The following is a 20,224-nucleotide window of genomic DNA, read 5'->3' on the forward strand; positions in this document are numbered from 1 at the left end:
ATGAAAGATATCAATGAATGCCGTGAACGCCTGCGCGGTATTTTCAACATCACCGTCACCCCGTTCACCGCCAGCGGTGCGATCGACTTTCCGGCGTTACGTGAAAATATTGAACGCGTGATTGGTCTGGGTTATGACGGTCTGCTGATTGGCGGCACCTACGGTGAATTCCCGGTGATGACCGTCGAAGAACGCCGTGAGCTGTTTCATCAAGTCATGGCCTGTGTGGATGACCGCGTGGCGGTCATGCTGTGCAGCGCCAGCGCCGACCCGCGCGATGCCCGTGAGCTGACGCTGCTGGCAAGCGAGCTGGGCGGCCTGCCGATGGTGACCGCGCCCTTTGTCAGCGAAATCACTGACCAACAGATCGTCAGCTACTTCAAAGAGATGGCTCCCTTATCCAAGACCGGCATCCTGGTGTACAACGCGCCGGGCATCGGCATCACCCTCTCCCCGGCGCTGCTGGAACAACTGGCAGAGATCCCCAACGTGGTCGGCATCAAACAGGGCGACCTCAACCCCACCGCCATCGACCAGATTGCCAACCGCCTGCGTGGACGTCTGCGCCTGTTCTGTGCATCCGATCTGGCCTTCCTCGGGCCAATGATGGCCGGGTTTGACGGCATCAGCACCACCAACAGCGGCGCGCTGCCGGAGCTGATTATCAATACCTTCCGTGCCGTGGAACAGGGCGATGCCGCCACGGCCCGCGATCTGCATCAGCTGTGGTACGCGTATCGCGCGCTGGCGCGCAAACATGGTCAGCCGCAGCTGGTGAAAGCGGCGATGGCGCTGCGCGGTTTTAACGGCGGCACCGTACGCGCACCGTTAAAACCGATCGACGACGCGGCGCTGGTGGAGCTGACTCACGTCATGTCGGCGCTTGCCAGCGACAGCCGTAGCGGCGTTACGCTTGTGCGTTAAGCGCCGCCCGTAAAAAGGCGACGAACAGCGGATGGGGGGCATCCGGGCGGGACATCAGTTCCGGGTGCCCCTGCACACCATGCCAGAACGGCAGTTCCGGCTGGGAGATGGCCTCCACGATATCGTCCGTTTGCGCACTGACGCTGACCCCGCTGCGATCCAGCGCCGGCAATAAGTCGGTGTTAAAGCAGTAGCGATGGTTGTAGTGCATTTCGCGGATATCACCGGAGATCAACCCGAAGGAAAAAGGGAAGACGCCGCAGCGATGACGGCCATCGACAAAGGGAACAAAGCTGTGTAGAGCCTCATCCGGAGCCACTTCCGCGGGAATGGCCGATTCGCAACCCGGACGCCGGCGCACGACTGCGGTCATCATGCTCTGCATTCCCAGGCATAACCCCAGCGTGGGCTGTCCGCGGGCAAGCGTATCTTCCGCCACGCGGATTTGTCCCTTGACGGCCGCCATCGAGGAACCGCCTGGCAACACGACGCCCTGGACGTCGTGAAGGACGTGTAATCCAGGGGACAGGCTGACTGGCGCGAAGAAATGGACATCCAGGTTCAGCCCCAGCGACGCCGCGGCATCACCCAGTGAGCCAAGCGTGGCGGGGTAGACCAGACGGTGGTCTGACTCACGGCCAATCAGTGCGATGCGCAAGGACGTCCCGGCAGACGATGGCTCCCCGGCATCCCAGCGACCATAGCGATCGGCGGTGAGGTCTAACAACGTATGTTGTCCGTCGCTGAGCGTCAGGCGGTGGTTGCGGTCATCGCTGAACAGCCGTTGGCCCGGCAGGTCGGCGATAAGCGCTGCCTGCGAGGACGCCAGCACAATGACAGCATCTGACTCAGGCAGGCAGGCGATATCGCGTACCTCTTCACGCAGCGTATCGCTGCGCCAGAGGCCGCTGGTCACGCAGTACCCGGCCCGAATGACGTGCTGATGGCTGTCGGGAACATCCCCGGCGAAGTCGGGGCGAAGGCTCCAGAGAGGCAGTCCAAGACGATTAGCCCACAGGCTGGCGGTAATACCGTAGCGAGCGGGCACAGAGGTGTTATCGAGAATAAAGATCGGTGACACGGCGAGTTTCCTGCTGAGGTTGGGGACCTAATTGTATTAATTGAATCATTAGATACAAAAGAGGATTTATGAATAACAGTCAAATCGCCCGTCGTATGCAATCTGTACGCCCTTCACCGACAGCGGCCATTTCTGACCAGGTACGGGCACTGGAAGCCGCAGGCAAGCCGGTTATCAACCTGGGCGAAGGAGAACTGGATTTTGCTACCCCGGCCCATATTAGCTATGCGGGCATTGAAGCGATCGTGCATCATCAGACTAAGTATACCGCCGTTTCCGGCACCGCCGCGTTAAAGGAGGCCATTGCCGCCAAATTCGCTCGCGACAATCAGTTGCATTACCGTCCGCAAGAGATCATCGCTGGCAGTGGCGCCAAGCAGCTTATTTTCAATGCTTTTCTGGCCACCCTCGACGCCGGGCAGCAGGTCATCATTCCCGCCCCCTACTGGGTCTCGTATCCGGATATGGTCTCTCTGGCCGATGGCGAACCGGTGATTGTGCCCTGTGATGAACAAAACGGCTGGAAGCTGACGCCGGAACAACTGGCCGCCGCCCTCACCCCGTCAACGCGCTGGCTGATCCTCAACTCGCCGGGCAACCCGACGGGGGCGATTTACAGCGAGCAGGAGCTGTGTGCCCTGGCTGCGGTGCTGGCGGATTACCCACAGGTGCTGGTGATGGCCGACGACATTTATGAGCCGCTGCGTTACGACAATACCCCGTTCACCACGTTTGCTCAGGCCGCCCCGCAGATGGTTTCGCGTACCCTGACGGTAAACGGTGTGTCCAAAAGCCACGCCATGACCGGCTGGCGTCTGGGCTATGCGGGAGGGCCGCAATGGCTGATTGCCGCCATGCAGATCCTGCAATCACAAAGTACCTCCAACCCCAGCAGTATTTCGCAGGCTGCGGCGGTCGCAGCGCTTACCCATTCAGCCAATTTCTTCGACGGCTGGCTCAACGTGTTAGATAAACGCCGCCAACAGGTGCTGGGAATGATTGCCGCCACCGATGGCCTGAGCGCCACCACTCCCCAGGGGGCATTCTATGTGTTTGCCAACTGCCAGGCGCTTATGGGCCGGGTAACCCCTGGCGGCGAAATCCTTCGCGACGACAGCGCGCTGGCGAACTGGCTATTAGAACAAACCCAGGTGGCCGTTTTACACGGCTCCGCGTTTGGAATGCCGGGGTATTTGCGTATTGCGTATGCGGTAGAAGATGGCCTGCTGACTCAAGCCTGCCAGCGGATAGCGGGCGCCTGCGCGCAATTGCGTTAAAGGCGTGTGCTGGCGCAGCGGCTACCCACGCGGCGGCAAACCACGCTCGGTCTGAAAAATGCCGTGCTTATCGCCTACCTTGCCGATAAGCACGTTGTCATCACGATAGCTCGCCGGGTCATCGCGACATTCTCTTTCCCGGTTTTCCACTCCACCGTTGCGGCCACCACCGCACGCGGCAGGAATAGCATCCTGCGCATAGCTAATAATAAAGCAACCTCCTTGCAGCTGAATTTATACCAGACCCACAAAATAGATTTTCGTTATTTTGTTTATGCTATATAAAACACAATGCTAACAGCTATCCCCGAATGTTGAACACGTGCAAGGTTTCAGAAATTATGATATAGTTTGCGCTTTAATGGATAGTGATTAAGGTTGAAATATTGAAAACGGCCAATTTTTCTGAGTTGATAAAAATAGCAGCGCTACAACTGTTCAGAGAAAAAGGGTTTAGCAATGTCTCAACCCGTGATTTGACGCAAAAAATGAATATTTCCAGAAGTCATATCTATCACTATTATCGAGACTGGGAAACACTCAAGAAATCCACTATTCAGTATATGTTTGAAAATGACATACAAGAATGTCATGCGTTTTTAAATGCGTCAGAAAAAATGAGCGCCAGTGAAAGAGTAAACCTCTATATCAGAACGCTGTTACCCGATGCACCTTCGGCACACTGGCTGCTCTACCTTGAACTATGGCCAATGGCAGCACGCGATGCGGATTATGCTAAATTAGTGCACGATCACTCCCTGCAATGGATCACTATTCTTGAAGGCATCATTAGCGTAGGGATGCAGGAAGGCGAGTTCCTTGCGGAAAACGCCGCTACCTCAGCCAGACAAATAAACACATTAATTGATGGGTATTCCAGCTTGCTGATCCTCGATTATTCAGAAGACAGACGCAGCATTTTTCTTAATGAAATATCTGAGCTTGCCTTTAAAATACTTAAAAAGGATTTCTGAGTGGGTGAAGCAAGGTACCGTATCAGTTAACCCTTTTTTATATTGAGATAACTCAAAATACGCTGCATTTTACTTGCTGCCGTCGTATTTCCTGGCGCAGTGCTGTCTATCCAGGTCTCATCGGCTTCAGGATGCGGACCTGACAGGATGATATTTCCCTTGCCATACCGGTACTTACCAATGGCGATATCTCCATTCTTGTAGTAAGCGATCGGCTGGAATCCAGTACTTGAGATACTACTGTTGAGATAAGGCCCATCCTGGTAGTAAAAAGGCTCTTGTTTATTATTCCATGTCAGTTGCAGGGTATAATCGCCTTCATCAACGGCCTGCGAACCGGGTCTCCCCACCTCTGACTCTAAAGGCGCATCAATAAGCCCTATCCAGTCTTTGTCGGCAAGATAGGCCCCCATACAAAGACCAAGAAAGGATTTGCCGCTTTTCACAAAATTACGGATAGCCTCTGCCCCTTCATCACCCAGGGCTTGATAAGATCCGGGTATATCCTGACCGCCGCCAGGTTGAATATAGAGATCGAACTTTTTCAGTGTTTGCGCATTTAATTTCAGCTTTTCTTTTTCACCAATATAAGAAATGTGCAGAGGCAGACCTGTCGCGACCAGCGATTTTACCACCATTTCAGAACAGCCTGGGCACCCGGCCTCCCCGCGATAAACGGCGACATTATAACTCTCTGATTGCGAGGACTTTGCCTGCACCGATGCGGTGAAAAAGGCGAAAGAAAAGGCAACCGTTAGTATTTTTGCTTTTTTAAGTCTGGTGCCCTGGAAAAAAATTTTCATGTCAGTAGATCCCCTGGTTATGTAGTGTCATGGTTAATCACAGCGTATCACTTTCGGATCCCGCAGATGATGACGATAAATTAGAGCACTTGCTCAAATTTATCCTCAACCTCAAATTTGTCAAGCCGTTTAATTAAAATAAATAATGTTTCTTTATTCTGTAAAGTAAATGTGACAATATTTTATAAACATCCTCCAATGAAACATCCTCATATCCTTAGCTTTCTCAATAATATTAAATACTGAAGAGAGGGTGAAAAAATAGTCGATCATGCTCCATGTAATACCGCGGTCGTCTTACCGGGCAAACGTCAACGTTGACGTACTGGTCTCGCTACACAGCGATTGCAGTTCAGTAACAGCACCACATGGCATGCTTTACATAAATCATCATTATATTCATGTAGTTATAAAAACAACGTCACATGCGCCTTGATCCATCAGCACATTCAATAATACTGTATATAAAAACAGTATTCGAGGATCGATACCATGCAGTTTACTCGGCCAACTGAGATTTCGCCCCCACTCATGCTCCCCCTCTTCTCCGAGAGGGTGCCCTGCGGATTTCCCAGCCCCGCTCAGGATTATGTTGAGGACAGGCTGGATCTCAATAAATTATTGATAAAACATCCGAGTGCTACCTACTTCATCAAAGTCAGCGGAGAGTCTATGCGTGATGCCGGCATCAGTGATGGAGACCTTTTAGTGGTTGACCGCTCACTGTCTGCCGTACATGGTGATATCGTCATTGCGGCTATCGCAGGTGAATTCACCGTGAAAGAACTTCGCACTCATCCTTTTTTACAGCTAGTGCCGCACAATCGCGATTACGCTTCCATTTCGTTTCATAATGCCGAAGAGTTAGAAATATTTGGCGTGGTCATTTTTAGCATTAAAGCGCATAAATAATTATGTTTGCCCTCGTCGATGTCAATAATTTCTATACTTCTTGTGAAACGGTTTTTCGCCCTGATTTAAAGGGGAAGCCTATTGTGGTCGTGTCCAATAATGATGGTTGCATTATTTCTCGCTCAGCCGAAGCAAAATCCCTCGGTATAAAAAATGGTGAGCCTTTCTTTAAAATAAAAAATAATCCTTATTATTCCAGTGTTCATTTTTTCAGTTCTAACTATGCGCTTTATGCCGACCTCAGTGACCGTGTTATGCAAACGCTCACGGCAATGTCTCCATCAATAGAAATCTACTCCATCGATGAAGCCTTTATTAATTTATCCGGAGTAATGAATTGCGTCTCCTTATCCTCCTTCGGCCATGAAATAAGAACTCACGTATTGAAAAATACTGGCTTAACGGTGGGCGTAGGTATTGCGCAAACCAAGACATTAGCCAAGCTCGCTAACCATGCCGCCAAGACATGGCGCGGCACGGGCGGCGTTGTCGACTTATCCAATATTGTGCGCCAACGCAGGCTACTCGCCCTTGTCCCTGTTGAAGAGGTCTGGGGCGTTGGGCGAAAAATGAGTAAAAAACTTAATTTAATGGGTATTAATACCGCTCTGGATCTGGCAGAAAGCTCATTATGGGTCATAAAAAAGCACTTCAATGTGGTGCTGGAAAGGACCGTTCGCGAACTGCGTGGTGAGCCATGTTTTGAGCTACAAGAATTTTCCCCAACAAAACAACAGATTATTTGTAGTCGCTCTTTTGGCAACCGGGTAACGCAGTATTCAGATATGCATCAAGCCATTTGCGCCTATGCTGAGCGAGCAGCAGAAAAATTACGCAGTGAGCATCAATTTTGCCGCTTCGTTAGCGTATTTGTCCGGACGAGTCCGCACGCCGTTAATGAAACATATTATGGCAACCAAGCGTCAATGAAGCTATTAACGCCGTCTAATGATACCCGTGACATTATAAATTGTGCCACAAACTGCCTGCAGAGAATTTGGATTGATGGTTATCGATATATGAAAGCCGGTGTTATGCTTGCTGATTTCTTCAGTAATGGCATAGCGCAGCTAAACTTATTTGACGATAACGCTCCGCGCAAAAATAGTGCTGCGTTAATGGACGTTATCGACCAATTAAATCAATCCGGGAAAGGAAAGGTCTGGTTTGCCGGTCAGGGGATCGAAAAATCCTGGGCGATGAAGCGTGAAATGCTTTCCCCGGCTTACACCACCCGATATTCAGACCTACCCGTCGCGAAATGAATGTACGCAGGTAATGACATCGCTTCGGGTGAAGGTCACTGCGTTTACCAGGCCTACGCAATCAGCGATAACGCCTTTGCAGCGCGGAAATCCCCTCCGCTCGTCAGTGAGGCCTGCCTGACCGCCGGCGGACGAGGTGCTGCTTTTGCGCGCAGCCCGTCTACCGCACGAGGTTGCGGATGAGCAGCACCGCGGCATTCGCTTGACACTGTACATTAATACAGTAAAACTATCGCCCGCGATCAGCATACAGAGGACAGAAGATGTTTGTGGAACTGATTTATGACAAGCGCAATTTTGCCGGGCTGCCGGGTGCCAGAGAGGCCATTCTTAACGAACTGACCAAACGCATGCAGCGCATTTTCCCGGAAGCGGAAGTGCGGGTGAAGCCGATGATGACGCTGCCGGCGATCAACACCGACGCCAGCAAGCATGAAAAAGAGCTGATCAGCCGTACGGTGCAGGAGATGTTTGAAGAAGCGGATATGTGGCTCACTGAAGAGTGATGCCGCCCGTCGTTGGCGGCGGCCATCTCTTTAAGAGCTTTCCCGGATGTGTCAGAGCAGCGGGCAACAGTACAATAGCGGCGGTTGCAGACTGGCAATGCAACCTTCGCTCACCTGCTGGCTCTTGCATACGGTCAGCAGGTGAGCCCTACCAGCCTCCCCTCATCGCCCTCACAGCGTCTCCGGTAGCGCCGCTATAATTCTATCCACCAGCTCGCGATGCTGATGGACCTTCCCGCATTTAACAATGATCTGCCTGGCGTTGTCATAGCCCGGGGCCCACAGCCGGTTATTGAGCAGAACGTCCTTATAGACCGCGATCAGCGGTTTGTTCCACGCCGCCGCCATATGCACCACCGAGGTGTCCGGAGAGATAATCAGCTCCGCCTGGGCAATCAGCGCCATCGCATGGTGCAGCGTGTTAAACGGATTAATCACCACCTCCGGCGGCAGCGAGATGCGGATCTCACGCCGGTGATCGAGCAGAATAACCGCCAGCCCCGGATGGCGAGCCCGCAGCTTGTCGAGCAGTTCGGCCAGCTGCGTCTGGGAGAGACTCCGGTCGGCATGGCCGGCAAAAATATTAATCACTACCGCTTTTCCGCTCAGCGACGCCAGATACTGCGCCACCTCCTGCATAATCGGCCCGGGCACCGCCAGGTCGTAAGTGTCCAGAGCGCGGGTGTCCAGTTGGAGATAGTCGGCGATCAACGCGAACGTCTTCGTTACGTGCCAGCGCTGGCAGTCAAAATCAAAAGAGTGAGAGTAATGTTTAATCGATGGCCATTTATTAAACCCGAGCACTGATTTGGCTTTTATTTGTCGAAAAAGCCGCAGGCGATGCACGGGAATATCGAACAGCGAAGGGTCAATAATAATATCGTACTTATTATTAGCCAGTTCATTAATGACGTCGCGGGGAACGTTATGGTTAAATTTACGCAAAAAATCAGCGGAATTGACCGGCTCAGCTTCATAAATATGGCGGATCCGCGGGTTATAGCGCATCACCTGGCTGTTAGAGGTCGTCAGCAGAAAATCAACGATATAACCTGACTGATGCAGGCATTTTACCAGCGCGGAATCCACCACCACATCGCCGACCGCCCCCTCATTACGCATGAGTAAGACAGTTTTCGCGGACGACAAATCCACCGGCTGACGGCGTCGGCGGTCCCAGAGCGCTTTCGCCACTCCCACCCGCAGGGCATTACGTACTTTCTTAGTAAAGTAATTCCGCCGTCTGTTGAGCTCCCTTATTTTATTAAACTTCTTGCGTGGGGAACCCTGCATGGTTGCATCGTGCATCATCCTAACCTCATTACGGCAATTATTAATATTCTGTGTCGTCCGATAGAGACTGAGCGAAATAAAAAAAGTTCGATTGAAAATGAAAATCATTCTTTTTTTTATTTACAAAACTCATCTGCTGCGCCTGCGAGATTGCACCACAGCACTGTGAAGCAATAATGAGCGAATGGTGAATTTCCCGGCCCACCGTTGGCAGGCTGACGCAACAGCGCTAAGCTGGCGGCTTGATGATGTCAGGAGGACGCTATGCTTGAAGCAGTAGAAGGTAATATCCACCAGCGCCTGTGCGCGCTGCTCGACGAACACCAGGCGCGCTACCGGGTGATGGCGCATGACGCGGTCGGCCAGTGCGAAGCCGTCTCGGCGATCCGCGGCACCGCGCTTGGCCAGGGCGCGAAAGCGCTAGTCTGTAAAGTAAAAGGAAACGGCGTCAACCAGCATGTGCTGGCGATCCTCGCCGCCGATCAGCAGGCCGATCTCGCCAGCCTGGCCCGGCATATCGGCGGCAGCAAAGCCTCGCTGGCCAGTCCGGCGGAAGTGGATGCCCTCACCGCCTGCGTGTTCGGCGCCATTCCCCCCTTCAGCTTCCATCCGGCGCTGCGGCTGGTGGCCGACCCGCTGCTGTTTGAGCGCTTTCCGCAAATCGCCTTTAACGCTGGACGCCTGGACCGGTCGATCATTCTCGATACCGAGGATTATTTACATATCGCCCGACCGGAGATCGCGACCTTTCGCCGCCTTAGCTAACCGGGCATCCGCCCTGATTTTCGCCGCATGGCGTAAAAATCCTGTTTATTCACGCCACGATGCGTAGAGTAAGCGGGATATTTTTTGGCTTTCTTTTTTTGGCAAGGACCTCTGTACATGTTTGATACCACCCTGTTGATCCTGCTGGGTCTGGCGGCGCTCGGCTTTATCAGCCATAACACCACCGTAGCGATCTCCATCCTCGTGCTGATTATCGTGCGCGTTACACCGCTGAATACCTTCTTTCCCTGGATTGAGAAACAGGGGCTGACCGTCGGGATCATTATTTTAACCATCGGCGTGATGGCGCCTATCGCCAGCGGTACGCTGCCGCCCTCGACGCTGATCCACTCCTTTATGAACTGGAAATCACTGCTGGCGATTGCGGTCGGGGTGTTTGTTTCGTGGCTCGGCGGGCGCGGCGTAGCGCTGATGGGCACCCAGCCGCATCTGGTGGCCGGGCTGCTGGTCGGCACGGTACTCGGCGTCGCCCTGTTTCGCGGCGTCCCGGTCGGGCCGCTGATTGCCGCCGGGATCATCTCATTGTTTATTGGGAAGTCGTAGCCAGGCTGCCGTGATAGCGGCCCGGCGTCTGCCCGAGTCCTTTTTTAAACATGGTGATGAAGGCGGTGGTGGAATCGTAGCCCAGCGCCTGAGCCGTTTGCTGCACCGTCTGCCCGCGGATCAGCAGCTGTAGCGCGAGGATCAGCTGCAGCTGATGGCGCCAGCGGCGAAAGCTCAGCCCCGTTTCGCGCACTACCAGGCGGGCCAGATTGCGCTCGCTCATCGCAAACACCGCCGCCCACTGGCTCAGGGTCTGCCAGCGCGCCGGATCCTCGGCCATCATCGTCACCATCTGACGAATTTTCGGGTGGTTTGATACCGGCAGCTGCAGGTGCTCCTGCGGCTGCCGGGGCAGCTCATCAAACAGAACCTGCACCAGCCGGGCCGTGGCAGGGGCGGCCAGCAACTCCCCGCCGCGTTCCGCCAGGGTGAGGATCAGCTCCCGCACCAGTGGGGAAATCTTTAACGTACAGCAGCGGTCCGGCATCGGCGCGGCGCCCGGCTCGATGAACAGGAAACACACCTGGGCACCGGGGGTGGCGCGGTTACTGTGGGAAAGCTGTCCCGGGACCCACACCGCATACTGCGGCGGCACCATCCACATCGCGTTCTCCACCTCGCAGGTCAAGGCGCCGTGCAGGGCGAGGATCAGCTGCCCCTTACGGTGAGAATGCGCCGGAATATACTGCTCCGCCTCCACCACCTGAATACGAAAGGCAATGGCCGATTCGTGGCCACTGTCCGGTTCATAACCATCCAGACCCAGTCCGATCATCATGTTGTCCGATATTAGCGATAATCTGTCATTTTAGCTTGATTTAAACAGAGGACAAAGTCGCTATCGTAACCCCCTCGTTAGTTACCTTGAGAATGATATGTCTTCTGTGATCTCCTCTACCGGCCGCCGCCCCGCGCTGCTGATTGCCGGTATCTTGCTCATCGCCACTACCCTGCGCGTGGTCTTTACCGGCGCGGCGCCGCTGCTGGACGCGATTCGTAGCGACTATGGCCTGACCACCGCGCAGACCGGGCTGCTCACCACCCTGCCGCTGCTGGCCTTTGGCCTTGTCTCGCCGCTGGCGGCAGGGGTTGCCCGCCGGTTCGGCATGGAGCGCAGCCTGCTGCTGGCGATGCTGCTGATCTGCGCCGGCATTGCCCTGCGCTCCCTGCCCTCCGCTGCACTGCTGTTTATCGGCACGGCAGTGATCGGCTGCGGTATTGCGCTGGGCAATGTCCTGCTGCCCGGACTGATTAAACGCGATTTCTCGCAGCATGTCGCGCGGATGACCGGCGCCTATTCCCTGACGATGGGTGCGGCGGCGGCGCTCGGCTCGGCGCTGGTGGTGCCTGTGGCGATGGCCGGATTCGGCTGGCGTGGCGCGCTGTTGCTGCTGATGATCTTCCCGCTGCTGGCGATCCTCAGCTGGCTGCCGCAGTCCCGGCGCCGGGCGGAGGCGCCATTGACCGGCTCAGGCGCCATGCACAACCGGGGGATCTGGCGGTCGGCGCTGGCCTGGCAGGTGACGCTGTTCCTCGGCATCAACTCGCTGGTCTATTACGTGATTATCGGCTGGCTGCCGTCGATTCTGCAGAGTATGGGCTATAGCGAAGCGCAGGCCGGCTCGCTGCATGGCCTGCTGCAGCTGGCGACCGCCGCCCCCGGTCTGGCGATACCGTTGATCCTGCATCGGCTGCGCGACCAGCGCGGGATCGCGGTGCTGGTCGCCCTGATGTGCGCCATCAGCGCCGCCGGGCTGTGGCTGCTGCCAGGGCTGGCGATCGGCTGGACGCTGCTGTTCGGCTTTGGCTCCGGAGCTACCATGATCCTCGGCCTGACGTTTATCGGCCTGCGCGCCAGCTCGGCGCACCAGGCCGCGGCGCTGTCAGGGATGGCGCAGAGCGTCGGCTATCTGCTGGCCGCCTGCGGGCCGCCGCTGATGGGTAAGATCCACGATGCTAATGGCGACTGGCATATTCCGCTGCTGGCGGTGGCGCTGATTTCGCTGGTGATGGCGGTCTGCGGCGCCCTCGCCGGACGTGACCGGGAAATCCATTCCTGAAGATGACCGGCAGCGCCCGCTGCCGGTGGGTTTATTGTGCCGCGGCGCGAATCAGCGCCTGTACCAGCGGCGAGGGACGCCCATCCAGCGCGTGGCGTTCATGCTGGAACAACGTGGCGACAAAAAACGGGTGCGTCACCAGCTCGACGGCGCGGATCTCACCCTCTTCATCCCAGCCGGTGACGCGCAGATCGCCCTGCTCCAGCTCCCCGGCAAACGCGCTGTCGACCCCGTACCGGCAGTGGTAGCCCTCTTCAATGCTCTCCCGGCCATAGGCGCGGGCAATCAGCGTATTCGCCCGCAGCTCGACGACGGCGGAGGTCTCCACCAGCGAACAGCTAAGGGGAGCGATCACCATCCGCCCTTCGCTGTCAGTTTCCGCATGGCCGGCATCCTGCCAGCCGAGCACGTTACGGGCGTATTCAATCACCGCGTGCTGAAAGCCGCCGCAGGTGCCGAGGAAAGGGATGCCGTTTTCGCGGGCATAGCGGATCGCAGTAAAGGCCCCCTGCGGATGACGATACGGGCTACCGGGAACGACCCAGACGGCATCGTACTCGGCCAGCGCCTCGCCGGAGACGATCGACGGAGTGGCGAGCCAGTCATATTTCACCGGCTGCTCCAGCACGGCGGCAGCATCGTCTATCGCCAGGGGAATGGCCTGGTGGGCAACAATATCGGGGTGATAATCGCCGACGAGGGCGAGGCGTAAAGGGGTTTTCATAGCAGGTTCCTTATGTCTGGACGAGACGAGCAGCACAAGGCACGTCAGGATAGCGATCCCTCCTGTGGAACACAATCCTTATTTTCGCCCCACCGCCCCCGCCGGCGGGTAAGGTATACTGGAGCAAGCGTGAAAGGGAGAAAGGATGAAAAGTAAGCTTTTGGTCAGCGCCTGCCTGATGGGATTCCAGGTGCGGTATAACGGTAGCGAGAAGGCACAGCTGGCGGCGACGCTGTCCCGCTGGCAGCAGACGGGGCGGCTGGTGATCCACTGCCCGGAGCTGGCGGCCGGTCTGTCCACGCCCCGTCTGCCGGCGGAGATCGTCGGCGGCGCCGGCGGGGATGTACTTGCCGGGCGGGCGCGGATCGTGGAAAGCGACGGCCGCGACGTCACGGGACATTACCAGCTGGCCGCCTGGCTGGCGCTCAGCGCCGCCCGGGAAGCGGGCTGTCAGGCAGCGTTACTCACCGATGGCAGCCCTACCTGCGGCAGCCAGTTTGTCTATGACGGTTCCTTTCGCGGACGACGCAAAGCGGGCGCCGGGGTCGCGGCCGATCTGCTGCGCGCCCACGGCATCACGGTATTTTCCGACGGGCAAATCCCGCAGTTGCTCGCCTGGATGGCACAGAGGGAGCAGGATGATGATTCAATGTAAACGGGTGTATGACCCGCAGGAAAGCAGCGACGGCTACCGGGTGCTGGTCGACCGTCTCTGGCCGCGGGGGATGAAAAAAGAGGCGCTGGCCTGTGATGAATGGTGTAAGGCGTTAACGCCTTCCGCTGAGCTGCGAAAAGCCTTTCACGGCGAGGCGATCGATTTCGCCCACTTCAGTCAGCGCTATCGCCAGGAGCTCGACGCCCATCGTGAAACGGGCCTGCGGCTGGCGGCGCTGGCGCAGCGCCAGCCGTTGACGCTGCTGTACGCTGCGAAGAACACCGAGCAGAATCATGCCCGGGTGCTGGCCGCCTGGCTGGCGGCCCTGCCGGTTACGATTTAGTCGGATGATCCCGGCGCCACAGCGCCCACTCGTCGAGGGTTTCGCCGCTGGGTAGTTTGCACTGGGTGCTGACGCCCTGCGGCGTTTGCACCGGCACCCGGGTACCGCCGGATTGCTGACAGTACACCGCCGCGGGATTGGCCATGCCGATGGTTTTCGTCGGCGCGGTGGACTGCGGCTGGGTACAGCCGGCTAATACCAGTGGCAGAATAGCCAGTAACTTTTTCATCGTTTCTCCCTTTCCTGAATGCCCGGGGATTTTAGCCTGAATCTCCACGTTTTCTCCATCTTGCCTGCACTTTTCCCCCGTAGAGTAGCTCCTGTTCTCGAACTGACCAGAGAACAGATCATTCCATAATCAATGAGTTTTTCCCCGTCGCCCCCGACGGGGCTTTTTTTCCTGCCGCGTGGACAAGTATTCCCCAAACAGATGTGATAAATTTAAAAATATCACTGTTTATTCGACGCTGATGTCCGTTTGCAGCCCATTATGCTGGGGTGACGTTTGGCGTGCTGGAGCTGTATTATTCATGTCAGATTTTATTCTTGCCCGGGTGTCGCAAACCCTCGCTGCGGAACAGTCCCTGGAAACCCTGGTGCGCCAGCTGCTGGAGATGCTGGAGGCGGTGACCCGAATGGAGTCCACCTATCTTACCCGCATCGATATCAACGCCCAGCGGCAGCAGGTGATGTTCGCCCACAACAGCAGCGAAATGCAGATCCCGGAAGGATTCTCCGTCCCTTGGGATGAATCCCTGTGCAAACGCGCCCTTGAGGATCAGTGCACGTTTAGCAACGACGTGGCCCATCGCTGGCACTCCTGCATCGCCGCCCAGGAGCTGGGGATCGCCACCTTTTTAAGCATTCCCGTCCGCCTGGCCGATGGCTCTCTGTTCGGTACCCTCTGCGCCACCAGCCGACAGAAGCAACCTTATAATCTCGAAGGTGAACAGGTGATGGGCCTGTTCGCGAAGCTCATTTCCCACTACGTGGAAAAAGACACCCTGGTGCAACAGCTGCAGGCGGCTAACGTCGCGCTGGAGCTGCACTCGTCGACCGATGAGCTCACCCAGCTTCCTAATCGCCGTGCGCTGTTTAAGCAGCTGGCGCTACGCTTTGCCTCCGCCCGCGCCCAGCAGCAGCAGGTGTCGCTGATTTTTATCGATCTCGACGGTTTTAAAGCCATTAACGATCGGTTCGGTCATCCGTGCGGCGACAGCTTCCTGGTGCAGGTCGGCGAACGACTCACCGCCGTCGCGCGCCGTGAGGATATCGTTGGTCGTCTTGGCGGCGATGAGTTTTTGATCGTCGGTAGCGCCCAGGAGCCCGCGGCGCAGCAAGCGTATGTCGCGATCCTGCGCCAGGCCCTGTGCGGTGTCTACTTCCTCGGCGAGCAGCGTATCGACTATGAGGGAGCCAGTTTCGGGGTGATCATCTGCGATCCGCAGAGTATCGATGTTGAAGCGGCCTTGCGCGCCGCCGATGAGGCGATGTACCAGGATAAGAAGTCCCGCCGTCAGGAGAATTTCATTCATATTGACTAAAGTACCGTGATATCCAGTATCATGCTGGGCATCATTCGTGGGTACAGGGACACTATCATGAAATTGGGTATTCTTTTCCCGGTGGCGATCTTTATCATCGCCGTCGTCTTTCTCGGCTGGTTTTTCGTCGGCGGCTATGCGGCGCCGGGTGGGGCATAATGAAAAAAAGCACCATTATCATGCTGGTTGTCGCCATCGTGGCGGTGGCTGGCAGCCAGTTCGGCTGGTGGTGATCGCGGCGGCGATATTGCGGAGTTATCCTATCCCATCAACAAGTTAACCCTTTACACTCACGTTATCCACCGCGGCATTCTCTGCCCCGGGGAAAGCAGAATAGCGGGAGAAGTAAGGGATGAAAAAACCGATCGTGTTACCGTTGATTATTGCGCTGTGCACGCTGTTATCGGGATGCATTATTGACGATGGGTACCACGCCCATCGCCATCACCACCATCATCACTATCATGACGATGATTAATCCTTCAGGCTGTTGATGGGCCGATAAGACAGGGCGAACCACGGTTCGCCCGTTGACGCTTAATCCTGACGCTCATCGCCGAGGAAAATAAAGCCGAGAGGAATAGCGAAAAGCGCGGTAAAGACAATGCTGTAAACCGTCACCATCGCCCCCTGCAGGAAGAACATGGACGTCGTCCACTCCGAGTACGGCATATTATACTCGCTCACCACGCCCCCGAAGGTCGCCCGCCCCACTACCGCCAGCGCGATAGCAAACACCGCCGCGAGCGACAGACAGTATTTTTTGCAGTTTTTATTGCTGAGGAGTTTTTGCAGAATCATCGGGGCTTCCTTTTTGCTGAGCGATAAACGGCTGTATATGTAACACCAATGCAATAAAAAATGAAGGGTTTTTGTTACAGGGCAGAATAAGAGACGGCGGGCCGGTCAGCGGGTAACCGGCCCGTGGGGATCAGGACTGCAGGGTAGCCAGGCGCGCGGCAAACCCAACGAAAACCAGACCAATCAGGCTGTTGCCCAGTTTTGCCAGCTTCTTACGGGTTTTGACGTAGCGGGTGACAAACGAGCCGGAGAGGATCAAAAAGCTCATATAGCAGAAGCTAATCACCTCGAGAGTCAGCGCCAGAATAAAGAACGCCACGCCGGGCGCTTTGGCGTTAACATCGATAAACTGCACGAAAAACGACACATAGAACAGAATCGCTTTCGGATTGGTCAGACTCAGGGTCAGAGAGCGCTTGAGGATCGCGCTCGCCGGCTCCGCGCTGGCATCGGTCTGGCCATCGCGCTGGGTCAGCACCGCGTAGAGCATTTTGCCCCCCAGCCACAGCAGGTAGATCGCCCCGAGGTAGCGGACGACGTTAAACAGCACCGGCGTGGTCTTAATCAGCGTCGCCACGCCGGCAAAGGCCAGAAACATCAGCACCGCGTCGCCAATAAAGACGCCCGCCGCTGCCAGATAGCCTTTCTTCACGCCGTGGGCAATGCCCGTCTTCAGCACAAAAAACGTATTAGGACCAGGGACGAGGATGATAAACACCGCCCCGACCAGGTAGGTCAAATAATTCAGAACACCAAACTCAGCGAACACTCTGCACTCCTTCGCGCACGACTAAAACATGATCCGGCTCACGTTACCCCAACTGTCGGGATTTTGAAAGCGCAGCCTGTGCGGGAAGGTTAATAGACGGAAGGTTCACCCAGCGGGCGGGTTTTAAAACGACGGTGCACCCACAGATACTGCTCGGGGGCGCGCAAAATCTCGCGCTCGATGACCTTGTTGATATAGCCGGCCGCGATCTGCTTATCTTCACCCGGATAATCATTCATCACTTCGCTAATGTGCAGACTGTAGCCCTTGCGACCCAGCTTGCGTACCATACTGATGCTCAGCATTTTCGCACCCGATAAACGGGACAGGACATAGGTGCCGTTGGTGGTCGCCGCCTGCGGGACAGAGAAAAACGGCGCAAACACGCTGCCCTTAGGACCGTAATCCTGGTCGGGAGCAAACCACACCGCTTCGCCTGATTTTAAGGCATGCACCAGACCGGTCAGGTTGTTGCGATCGATCATCGCTTTGTTCGAACGCAGGCGACCACGGGTTTGCACCCACTCCATCAGCGGGCTGTTGTGCGGACGATAAGTGGCCATCATTGGACGGCACAGCCCCATCGCGCGCCCGCCCAGCTCCAGCGACATAAAGTGCACACCGACCACCATCACCCCTTTGCCGCCGCTAAGCGCATGATTAAGATTGGCGAATCCTTCGACATCAAACCATTTCTTGACCCGCTCGTCGCTCCAGAACCAGGCCATGCCGGTTTCGATAAGCCCCATTCCCAGCGACATAAAGTTTTGATCGATCAGGGTCTCGCGCGCCGCCGGCGACATGTCCGGGAAGCAGAGCTCAATATTGCGCCGGGCGATATGTTCGCGGCGTTTGAGAAAGCGTCGGGAGAGCCGACCCGCGCTGGTGCCAATAAAATGCAGCAGCGGATAAGGCAGTTGCACGATTAACCAGAGGATGCCGAGCCCAAACCAGGTCAGCCAGTTGCGCGGGTGTAAAAGTTGTTTATTAAATACGCAGGCCATGATTTTTCCTGTAAACATTCATTATGTGGTAACGCTTAAGGAAAACAGAATCCATTTATCATCATTAGGCGGTACGTACAGCAAGTTCGACAATACTAATCCGCTGAAATTCACTCCGGCAAGTAAAAAACAACTTGCTGACAAAAAAACATAATTGCGGCACATATGTTACCAAATGTAAACTTAAATCTTACCCCTCTCTTAATATATTCATCGTGCATATCATTTTCACGCTAATCATCAGCGTTACTATCAGAATAACCGAAACCCGCCGCGAGAACGCCTTGTCTGCCGGGGTCTGAGCCCGCTCAGCCACGTGGCCCGCAGCCTGCCCGCCTCACCAGGATAGTCGGCTGTACCGCGAAAGAATTAAAGCGCTCCAGCTTCAGAGTGAAACATTTTTTATCCGTCGGCATAAGGAATATTAAAATCGCCTTAAGGGAATAATTAAGAATAGACTTATTTAAAGATGCTTTAAAAATAAGCGTCTTGCCAGTTGTTTGCACTTTAATACCGCCCTCACCCGCCGTAAAAAAAATATTTCTTTACGCCTTATATGCATAAAGCGCGGCATTTAGCGCGGACAGTGACCCGACATCGGGTCACTGTGGGGCAAATCGCAGCGAAGGCGTGAACGACGCCCTGGCCGCAGAGGATCAGTAAGTGTGGAAATATTGCTGGATCAGCTGCGGATCTTTCGTTTGCGTCAGCGCGGTCATCAACAGAATACGCGCTTTCGCTGGGTTGAGGGAGTCGGACACCAGCCCGGGCTGGCTGTCATCCGGCGGCACGACACCGCTGCCGGTACGGGAGGCGCGAACCACCACGATACCCGCCTGCTGCGCTTTTTTGATGCCCGCAGCGCTACGTACCGACACCGACCCCGCCCCGGTTCCGGCATAGATAATACCGTCGGCATGATGGGCGATCGCCGCATCGTACATATACTCCGGGTCGTCCTGGTAACCATAAATGATCACCACCTTCGGCAGGGTCTTCAGCTGGCGGACATCGAACACCGAGCGCAGGGTGTGAATTTTATCCACGCGCGTCTCGAACTGGGGTTTTCCGCCCACCACGACGCCAAGGTAGCCCTCCTCCGGCGCCCGGAAGGTATCCAGCGAAGTGGCATTGGTTTTGGTGACGAAGCGCGCCGCGCCGATGCGGTCGTTCAGCACCACCATCACCCCGCGTCCCCGGGCATCAGGATCGGCAGCGACCGTGACCGCTTCCAGCAGGTTCATCGGCCCGTCGGCGCTGATCGCCGTCGCCGGACGCATCGCCGCGGTAAAGACCACCGGCTTATTACTTTTGACCGTCAGATTGAGGAAATAAGGGGTTTCATCGAGGGTGTCCGTGCCGTGGGTGATCACTACGCCATCGACATCATCCCGGGCCAATAACGCATTCACCCGCTTCGAGAGTTCCAGAATAATGTCACTGGTCATATTCTCACTGCCGATATTCGCCACCTGCTCGCCTTCGACGTGGGCGATTTTACTCATTTCCGGTACGGCGTTAATCAGCGTCTGCACCCCAATCGCCCCGGCCTTATAACCCGTTGTCTGGGTATTGCTGGCAGCCGAACCGGCAATCGTCCCGCCGGTGGCTAAAATAACGATATGCGGTAGACGCGTCTCGCTAAACGCCAGGCTGCTCATCGTCAGTAACGCAATGGTAAGTAATGCTCTAAAATTCATACAGGCCACTCCCTTCATAGACATTAATCAAACTAACGCTTGCTTAATGCAAAGGGCTTGCCAGAATTTATTTATTTTTTTGGGGGGAAATGGTTAACTATCAGACAATAATAAGGTTCTCGCATCAACATCGCCCAAATCTGGTGCACGGCTAGCTCTGAACCGGGCAGGCGCTATGAACCTGATACATTCTGGGTACTAACCTGTTCAGCAACAAATAACACAACACGCATTGCGATCAGATTATCGACACTTCCGTC

Annotated in this window: 25 protein-coding genes and 1 pseudogene; 16 read left to right on the forward strand and 10 right to left on the reverse strand. The window is 55.7% G+C overall.

Going from position 1 to position 20,224, the window contains the following annotated elements; genetic code table 11:
* Positions 1-924: a dihydrodipicolinate synthase family protein gene (locus CWM61_RS19215; protein ID WP_074386254.1), complete on the forward strand. Its 924-nt coding sequence runs from the start codon at positions 1-3 to the stop codon at positions 922-924.
* Here the strand turns inward: CWM61_RS19215 and CWM61_RS19220 are convergent.
* Positions 908-2,005 carry a glutamine amidotransferase-related protein gene (locus CWM61_RS19220; RefSeq protein WP_100631729.1) on the reverse strand — a complete coding sequence of 366 codons (1,098 nt, stop codon included), beginning with the start codon at positions 2,003-2,005 and terminating at the stop codon, positions 908-910. The genes CWM61_RS19215 and CWM61_RS19220 overlap by 17 nt on opposite strands.
* Positions 2,006-2,073: 68 nt before the next feature.
* Between CWM61_RS19220 and CWM61_RS19225 the strand changes: the two genes are divergently transcribed.
* Positions 2,074-3,282: a pyridoxal phosphate-dependent aminotransferase gene (locus CWM61_RS19225; protein ID WP_061154980.1), complete on the forward strand. Its 1,209-nt coding sequence runs from the start codon at positions 2,074-2,076 to the stop codon at positions 3,280-3,282.
* 386 nt (positions 3,283-3,668) lie between these two features.
* Positions 3,669-4,256 carry a TetR/AcrR family transcriptional regulator gene (locus CWM61_RS19235; protein WP_022065835.1) on the forward strand — a complete coding sequence of 196 codons (588 nt, stop codon included), beginning with the start codon at positions 3,669-3,671 and terminating at the stop codon, positions 4,254-4,256.
* Positions 4,257-4,282: 26 nt separating this feature from the next.
* Here CWM61_RS19235 and CWM61_RS19240 read toward each other — a convergent pair whose 3' ends face one another.
* Positions 4,283-5,059, reverse strand: a complete 777-nt coding sequence (locus CWM61_RS19240) for a BPL-N domain-containing protein (protein WP_100631731.1) — start codon at positions 5,057-5,059, stop codon at positions 4,283-4,285.
* Positions 5,060-5,551: 492 nt separating this feature from the next.
* Here CWM61_RS19240 and umuD point away from each other — a divergent pair, with 492 nt between their 5' ends.
* From umuD to CWM61_RS19255, 3 genes are all read left to right on the forward strand, one after another.
* Positions 5,552-5,971 (forward strand): translesion error-prone DNA polymerase V autoproteolytic subunit, encoded by a 420-nt coding sequence (gene umuD, locus CWM61_RS19245; RefSeq protein WP_008807676.1) that lies wholly within the window; start codon positions 5,552-5,554, stop codon positions 5,969-5,971.
* A 2-nt stretch (positions 5,972-5,973) separates the two neighbouring features.
* A complete protein-coding gene (gene umuC / locus CWM61_RS19250) occupies positions 5,974-7,236 on the forward strand; it encodes a translesion error-prone DNA polymerase V subunit UmuC (RefSeq protein WP_074386260.1) in 1,263 nt (420 codons plus the stop codon).
* A gap of 263 nt (positions 7,237-7,499) precedes the next feature.
* Positions 7,500-7,742 (forward strand): DinI family protein, encoded by a 243-nt coding sequence (locus tag CWM61_RS19255; RefSeq protein ID WP_002901096.1) that lies wholly within the window; start codon positions 7,500-7,502, stop codon positions 7,740-7,742.
* Between the two features lie 171 nt (positions 7,743-7,913).
* Here CWM61_RS19255 and CWM61_RS19260 read toward each other — a convergent pair whose 3' ends face one another.
* Positions 7,914-9,050 carry a glycosyltransferase family 9 protein gene (locus CWM61_RS19260; protein WP_162822960.1) on the reverse strand — a complete coding sequence of 379 codons (1,137 nt, stop codon included), beginning with the start codon at positions 9,048-9,050 and terminating at the stop codon, positions 7,914-7,916.
* On the opposite strand from CWM61_RS19260, the pseudogene CWM61_RS29940 reads away from it, so the two are divergent.
* The 3 genes and pseudogenes from CWM61_RS29940 (at position 9,045) to CWM61_RS19270 (ending at position 10,364) form a co-directional block, all read left to right on the forward strand.
* A pseudogene (locus CWM61_RS29940) lies at positions 9,045-9,204 on the forward strand (hypothetical protein). The gene CWM61_RS19260 and the pseudogene CWM61_RS29940 sit on opposite strands and share 6 nt — an antisense overlap.
* A gap of 95 nt (positions 9,205-9,299) precedes the next feature.
* Entirely contained in the window at positions 9,300-9,800 is a 501-nt protein-coding gene (locus tag CWM61_RS19265; RefSeq protein ID WP_008807680.1) for a YbaK/prolyl-tRNA synthetase associated domain-containing protein, read from the forward strand.
* A gap of 117 nt (positions 9,801-9,917) precedes the next feature.
* Positions 9,918-10,364 carry a DUF441 domain-containing protein gene (locus tag CWM61_RS19270; protein WP_008807681.1) on the forward strand — a complete coding sequence of 149 codons (447 nt, stop codon included), beginning with the start codon at positions 9,918-9,920 and terminating at the stop codon, positions 10,362-10,364.
* Here CWM61_RS19270 and CWM61_RS19275 read toward each other — a convergent pair.
* Complete coding sequence (locus CWM61_RS19275) at positions 10,348-11,142, reverse strand: AraC family transcriptional regulator (RefSeq protein WP_008807682.1); 795 nt, start codon at positions 11,140-11,142, stop codon at positions 10,348-10,350. The genes CWM61_RS19270 and CWM61_RS19275 overlap by 17 nt on opposite strands.
* A gap of 106 nt (positions 11,143-11,248) precedes the next feature.
* Here CWM61_RS19275 and CWM61_RS19280 point away from each other — a divergent pair, with 106 nt between their 5' ends.
* The gene (locus tag CWM61_RS19280) at positions 11,249-12,424 is read left to right on the forward strand and encodes a CynX/NimT family MFS transporter (protein ID WP_165785288.1); all 1,176 of its coding nucleotides are present in this window, start codon (positions 11,249-11,251) and stop codon (positions 12,422-12,424) included.
* Positions 12,425-12,455: 31 nt separating this feature from the next.
* On the opposite strand, the gene CWM61_RS19285 is transcribed toward CWM61_RS19280, so the two are convergent.
* Positions 12,456-13,148, reverse strand: a complete 693-nt coding sequence (locus CWM61_RS19285) for a CTP synthase (protein WP_012968515.1) — start codon at positions 13,146-13,148, stop codon at positions 12,456-12,458.
* A 145-nt stretch (positions 13,149-13,293) separates the two neighbouring features.
* On the opposite strand from CWM61_RS19285, the gene CWM61_RS19290 reads away from it, so the two are divergent.
* Positions 13,294-13,803, forward strand: coding sequence for a DUF523 domain-containing protein (locus CWM61_RS19290; protein WP_012968516.1), 510 nt, complete (start codon positions 13,294-13,296; stop codon positions 13,801-13,803).
* Between the two features lie 4 nt (positions 13,804-13,807).
* Positions 13,808-14,146: a DUF488 domain-containing protein gene (locus CWM61_RS19295; protein ID WP_165785011.1), complete on the forward strand. Its 339-nt coding sequence runs from the start codon at positions 13,808-13,810 to the stop codon at positions 14,144-14,146.
* Here the strand turns inward: CWM61_RS19295 and CWM61_RS19300 are convergent.
* Positions 14,136-14,375: a DUF333 domain-containing protein gene (locus CWM61_RS19300; RefSeq protein WP_074386263.1), complete on the reverse strand. Its 240-nt coding sequence runs from the start codon at positions 14,373-14,375 to the stop codon at positions 14,136-14,138. The two genes, CWM61_RS19295 and CWM61_RS19300, sit on opposite strands and share 11 nt — an antisense overlap.
* A gap of 301 nt (positions 14,376-14,676) precedes the next feature.
* On the opposite strand from CWM61_RS19300, the gene CWM61_RS19305 reads away from it, so the two are divergent.
* The 4 genes from CWM61_RS19305 to CWM61_RS19320 all read left to right on the forward strand — a co-directional run bounded on the left by CWM61_RS19305 (position 14,677) and on the right by CWM61_RS19320 (position 16,168).
* Positions 14,677-15,690 (forward strand): sensor domain-containing diguanylate cyclase, encoded by a 1,014-nt coding sequence (locus CWM61_RS19305; protein WP_049138445.1) that lies wholly within the window; start codon positions 14,677-14,679, stop codon positions 15,688-15,690.
* Positions 15,691-15,747: 57 nt separating this feature from the next.
* Positions 15,748-15,849, forward strand: a complete 102-nt coding sequence (locus CWM61_RS19310; protein ID WP_004150782.1) for a YoaK family small membrane protein — start codon at positions 15,748-15,750, stop codon at positions 15,847-15,849.
* Positions 15,849-15,923, forward strand: a complete 75-nt coding sequence (gene yoaJ / locus CWM61_RS30190) for a protein YoaJ (protein WP_004892898.1) — start codon at positions 15,849-15,851, stop codon at positions 15,921-15,923. Before CWM61_RS19310 ends, yoaJ begins: the two co-directional genes overlap by 1 nt.
* 119 nt (positions 15,924-16,042) lie before the next feature.
* The gene (locus CWM61_RS19320; protein ID WP_012542130.1) at positions 16,043-16,168 is read left to right on the forward strand and encodes a hypothetical protein; all 126 of its coding nucleotides are present in this window, start codon (positions 16,043-16,045) and stop codon (positions 16,166-16,168) included.
* 59 nt (positions 16,169-16,227) lie between these two features.
* Here CWM61_RS19320 and CWM61_RS19325 read toward each other — a convergent pair whose 3' ends face one another.
* From CWM61_RS19325 to fraE, 4 genes are all read right to left on the reverse strand, one after another.
* Positions 16,228-16,491: a DUF2534 family protein gene (locus CWM61_RS19325; RefSeq protein ID WP_004203731.1), complete on the reverse strand. Its 264-nt coding sequence runs from the start codon at positions 16,489-16,491 to the stop codon at positions 16,228-16,230.
* 130 nt (positions 16,492-16,621) lie between these two features.
* A complete protein-coding gene (gene leuE, locus CWM61_RS19330) occupies positions 16,622-17,260 on the reverse strand; it encodes a leucine efflux protein LeuE (RefSeq protein WP_061155011.1) in 639 nt (212 codons plus the stop codon).
* 89 nt (positions 17,261-17,349) lie between these two features.
* Positions 17,350-18,264 carry a kdo(2)-lipid IV(A) palmitoleoyltransferase gene (gene lpxP / locus CWM61_RS19335; protein ID WP_061155012.1) on the reverse strand — a complete coding sequence of 305 codons (915 nt, stop codon included), beginning with the start codon at positions 18,262-18,264 and terminating at the stop codon, positions 17,350-17,352.
* A gap of 656 nt (positions 18,265-18,920) precedes the next feature.
* Positions 18,921-19,964 carry a fructose-asparagine asparaginase gene (gene fraE, locus CWM61_RS19340; RefSeq protein WP_012542131.1) on the reverse strand — a complete coding sequence of 348 codons (1,044 nt, stop codon included), beginning with the start codon at positions 19,962-19,964 and terminating at the stop codon, positions 18,921-18,923.
* Positions 19,965-20,224: the final 260 nt, after the last annotated feature.

The sequence above is a fragment of the Klebsiella sp. K-Nf6 genome (assembly GCF_002806655.1).
GTDB classification, from domain to species: Bacteria; Pseudomonadota; Gammaproteobacteria; order Enterobacterales; family Enterobacteriaceae; genus Klebsiella; species Klebsiella variicola.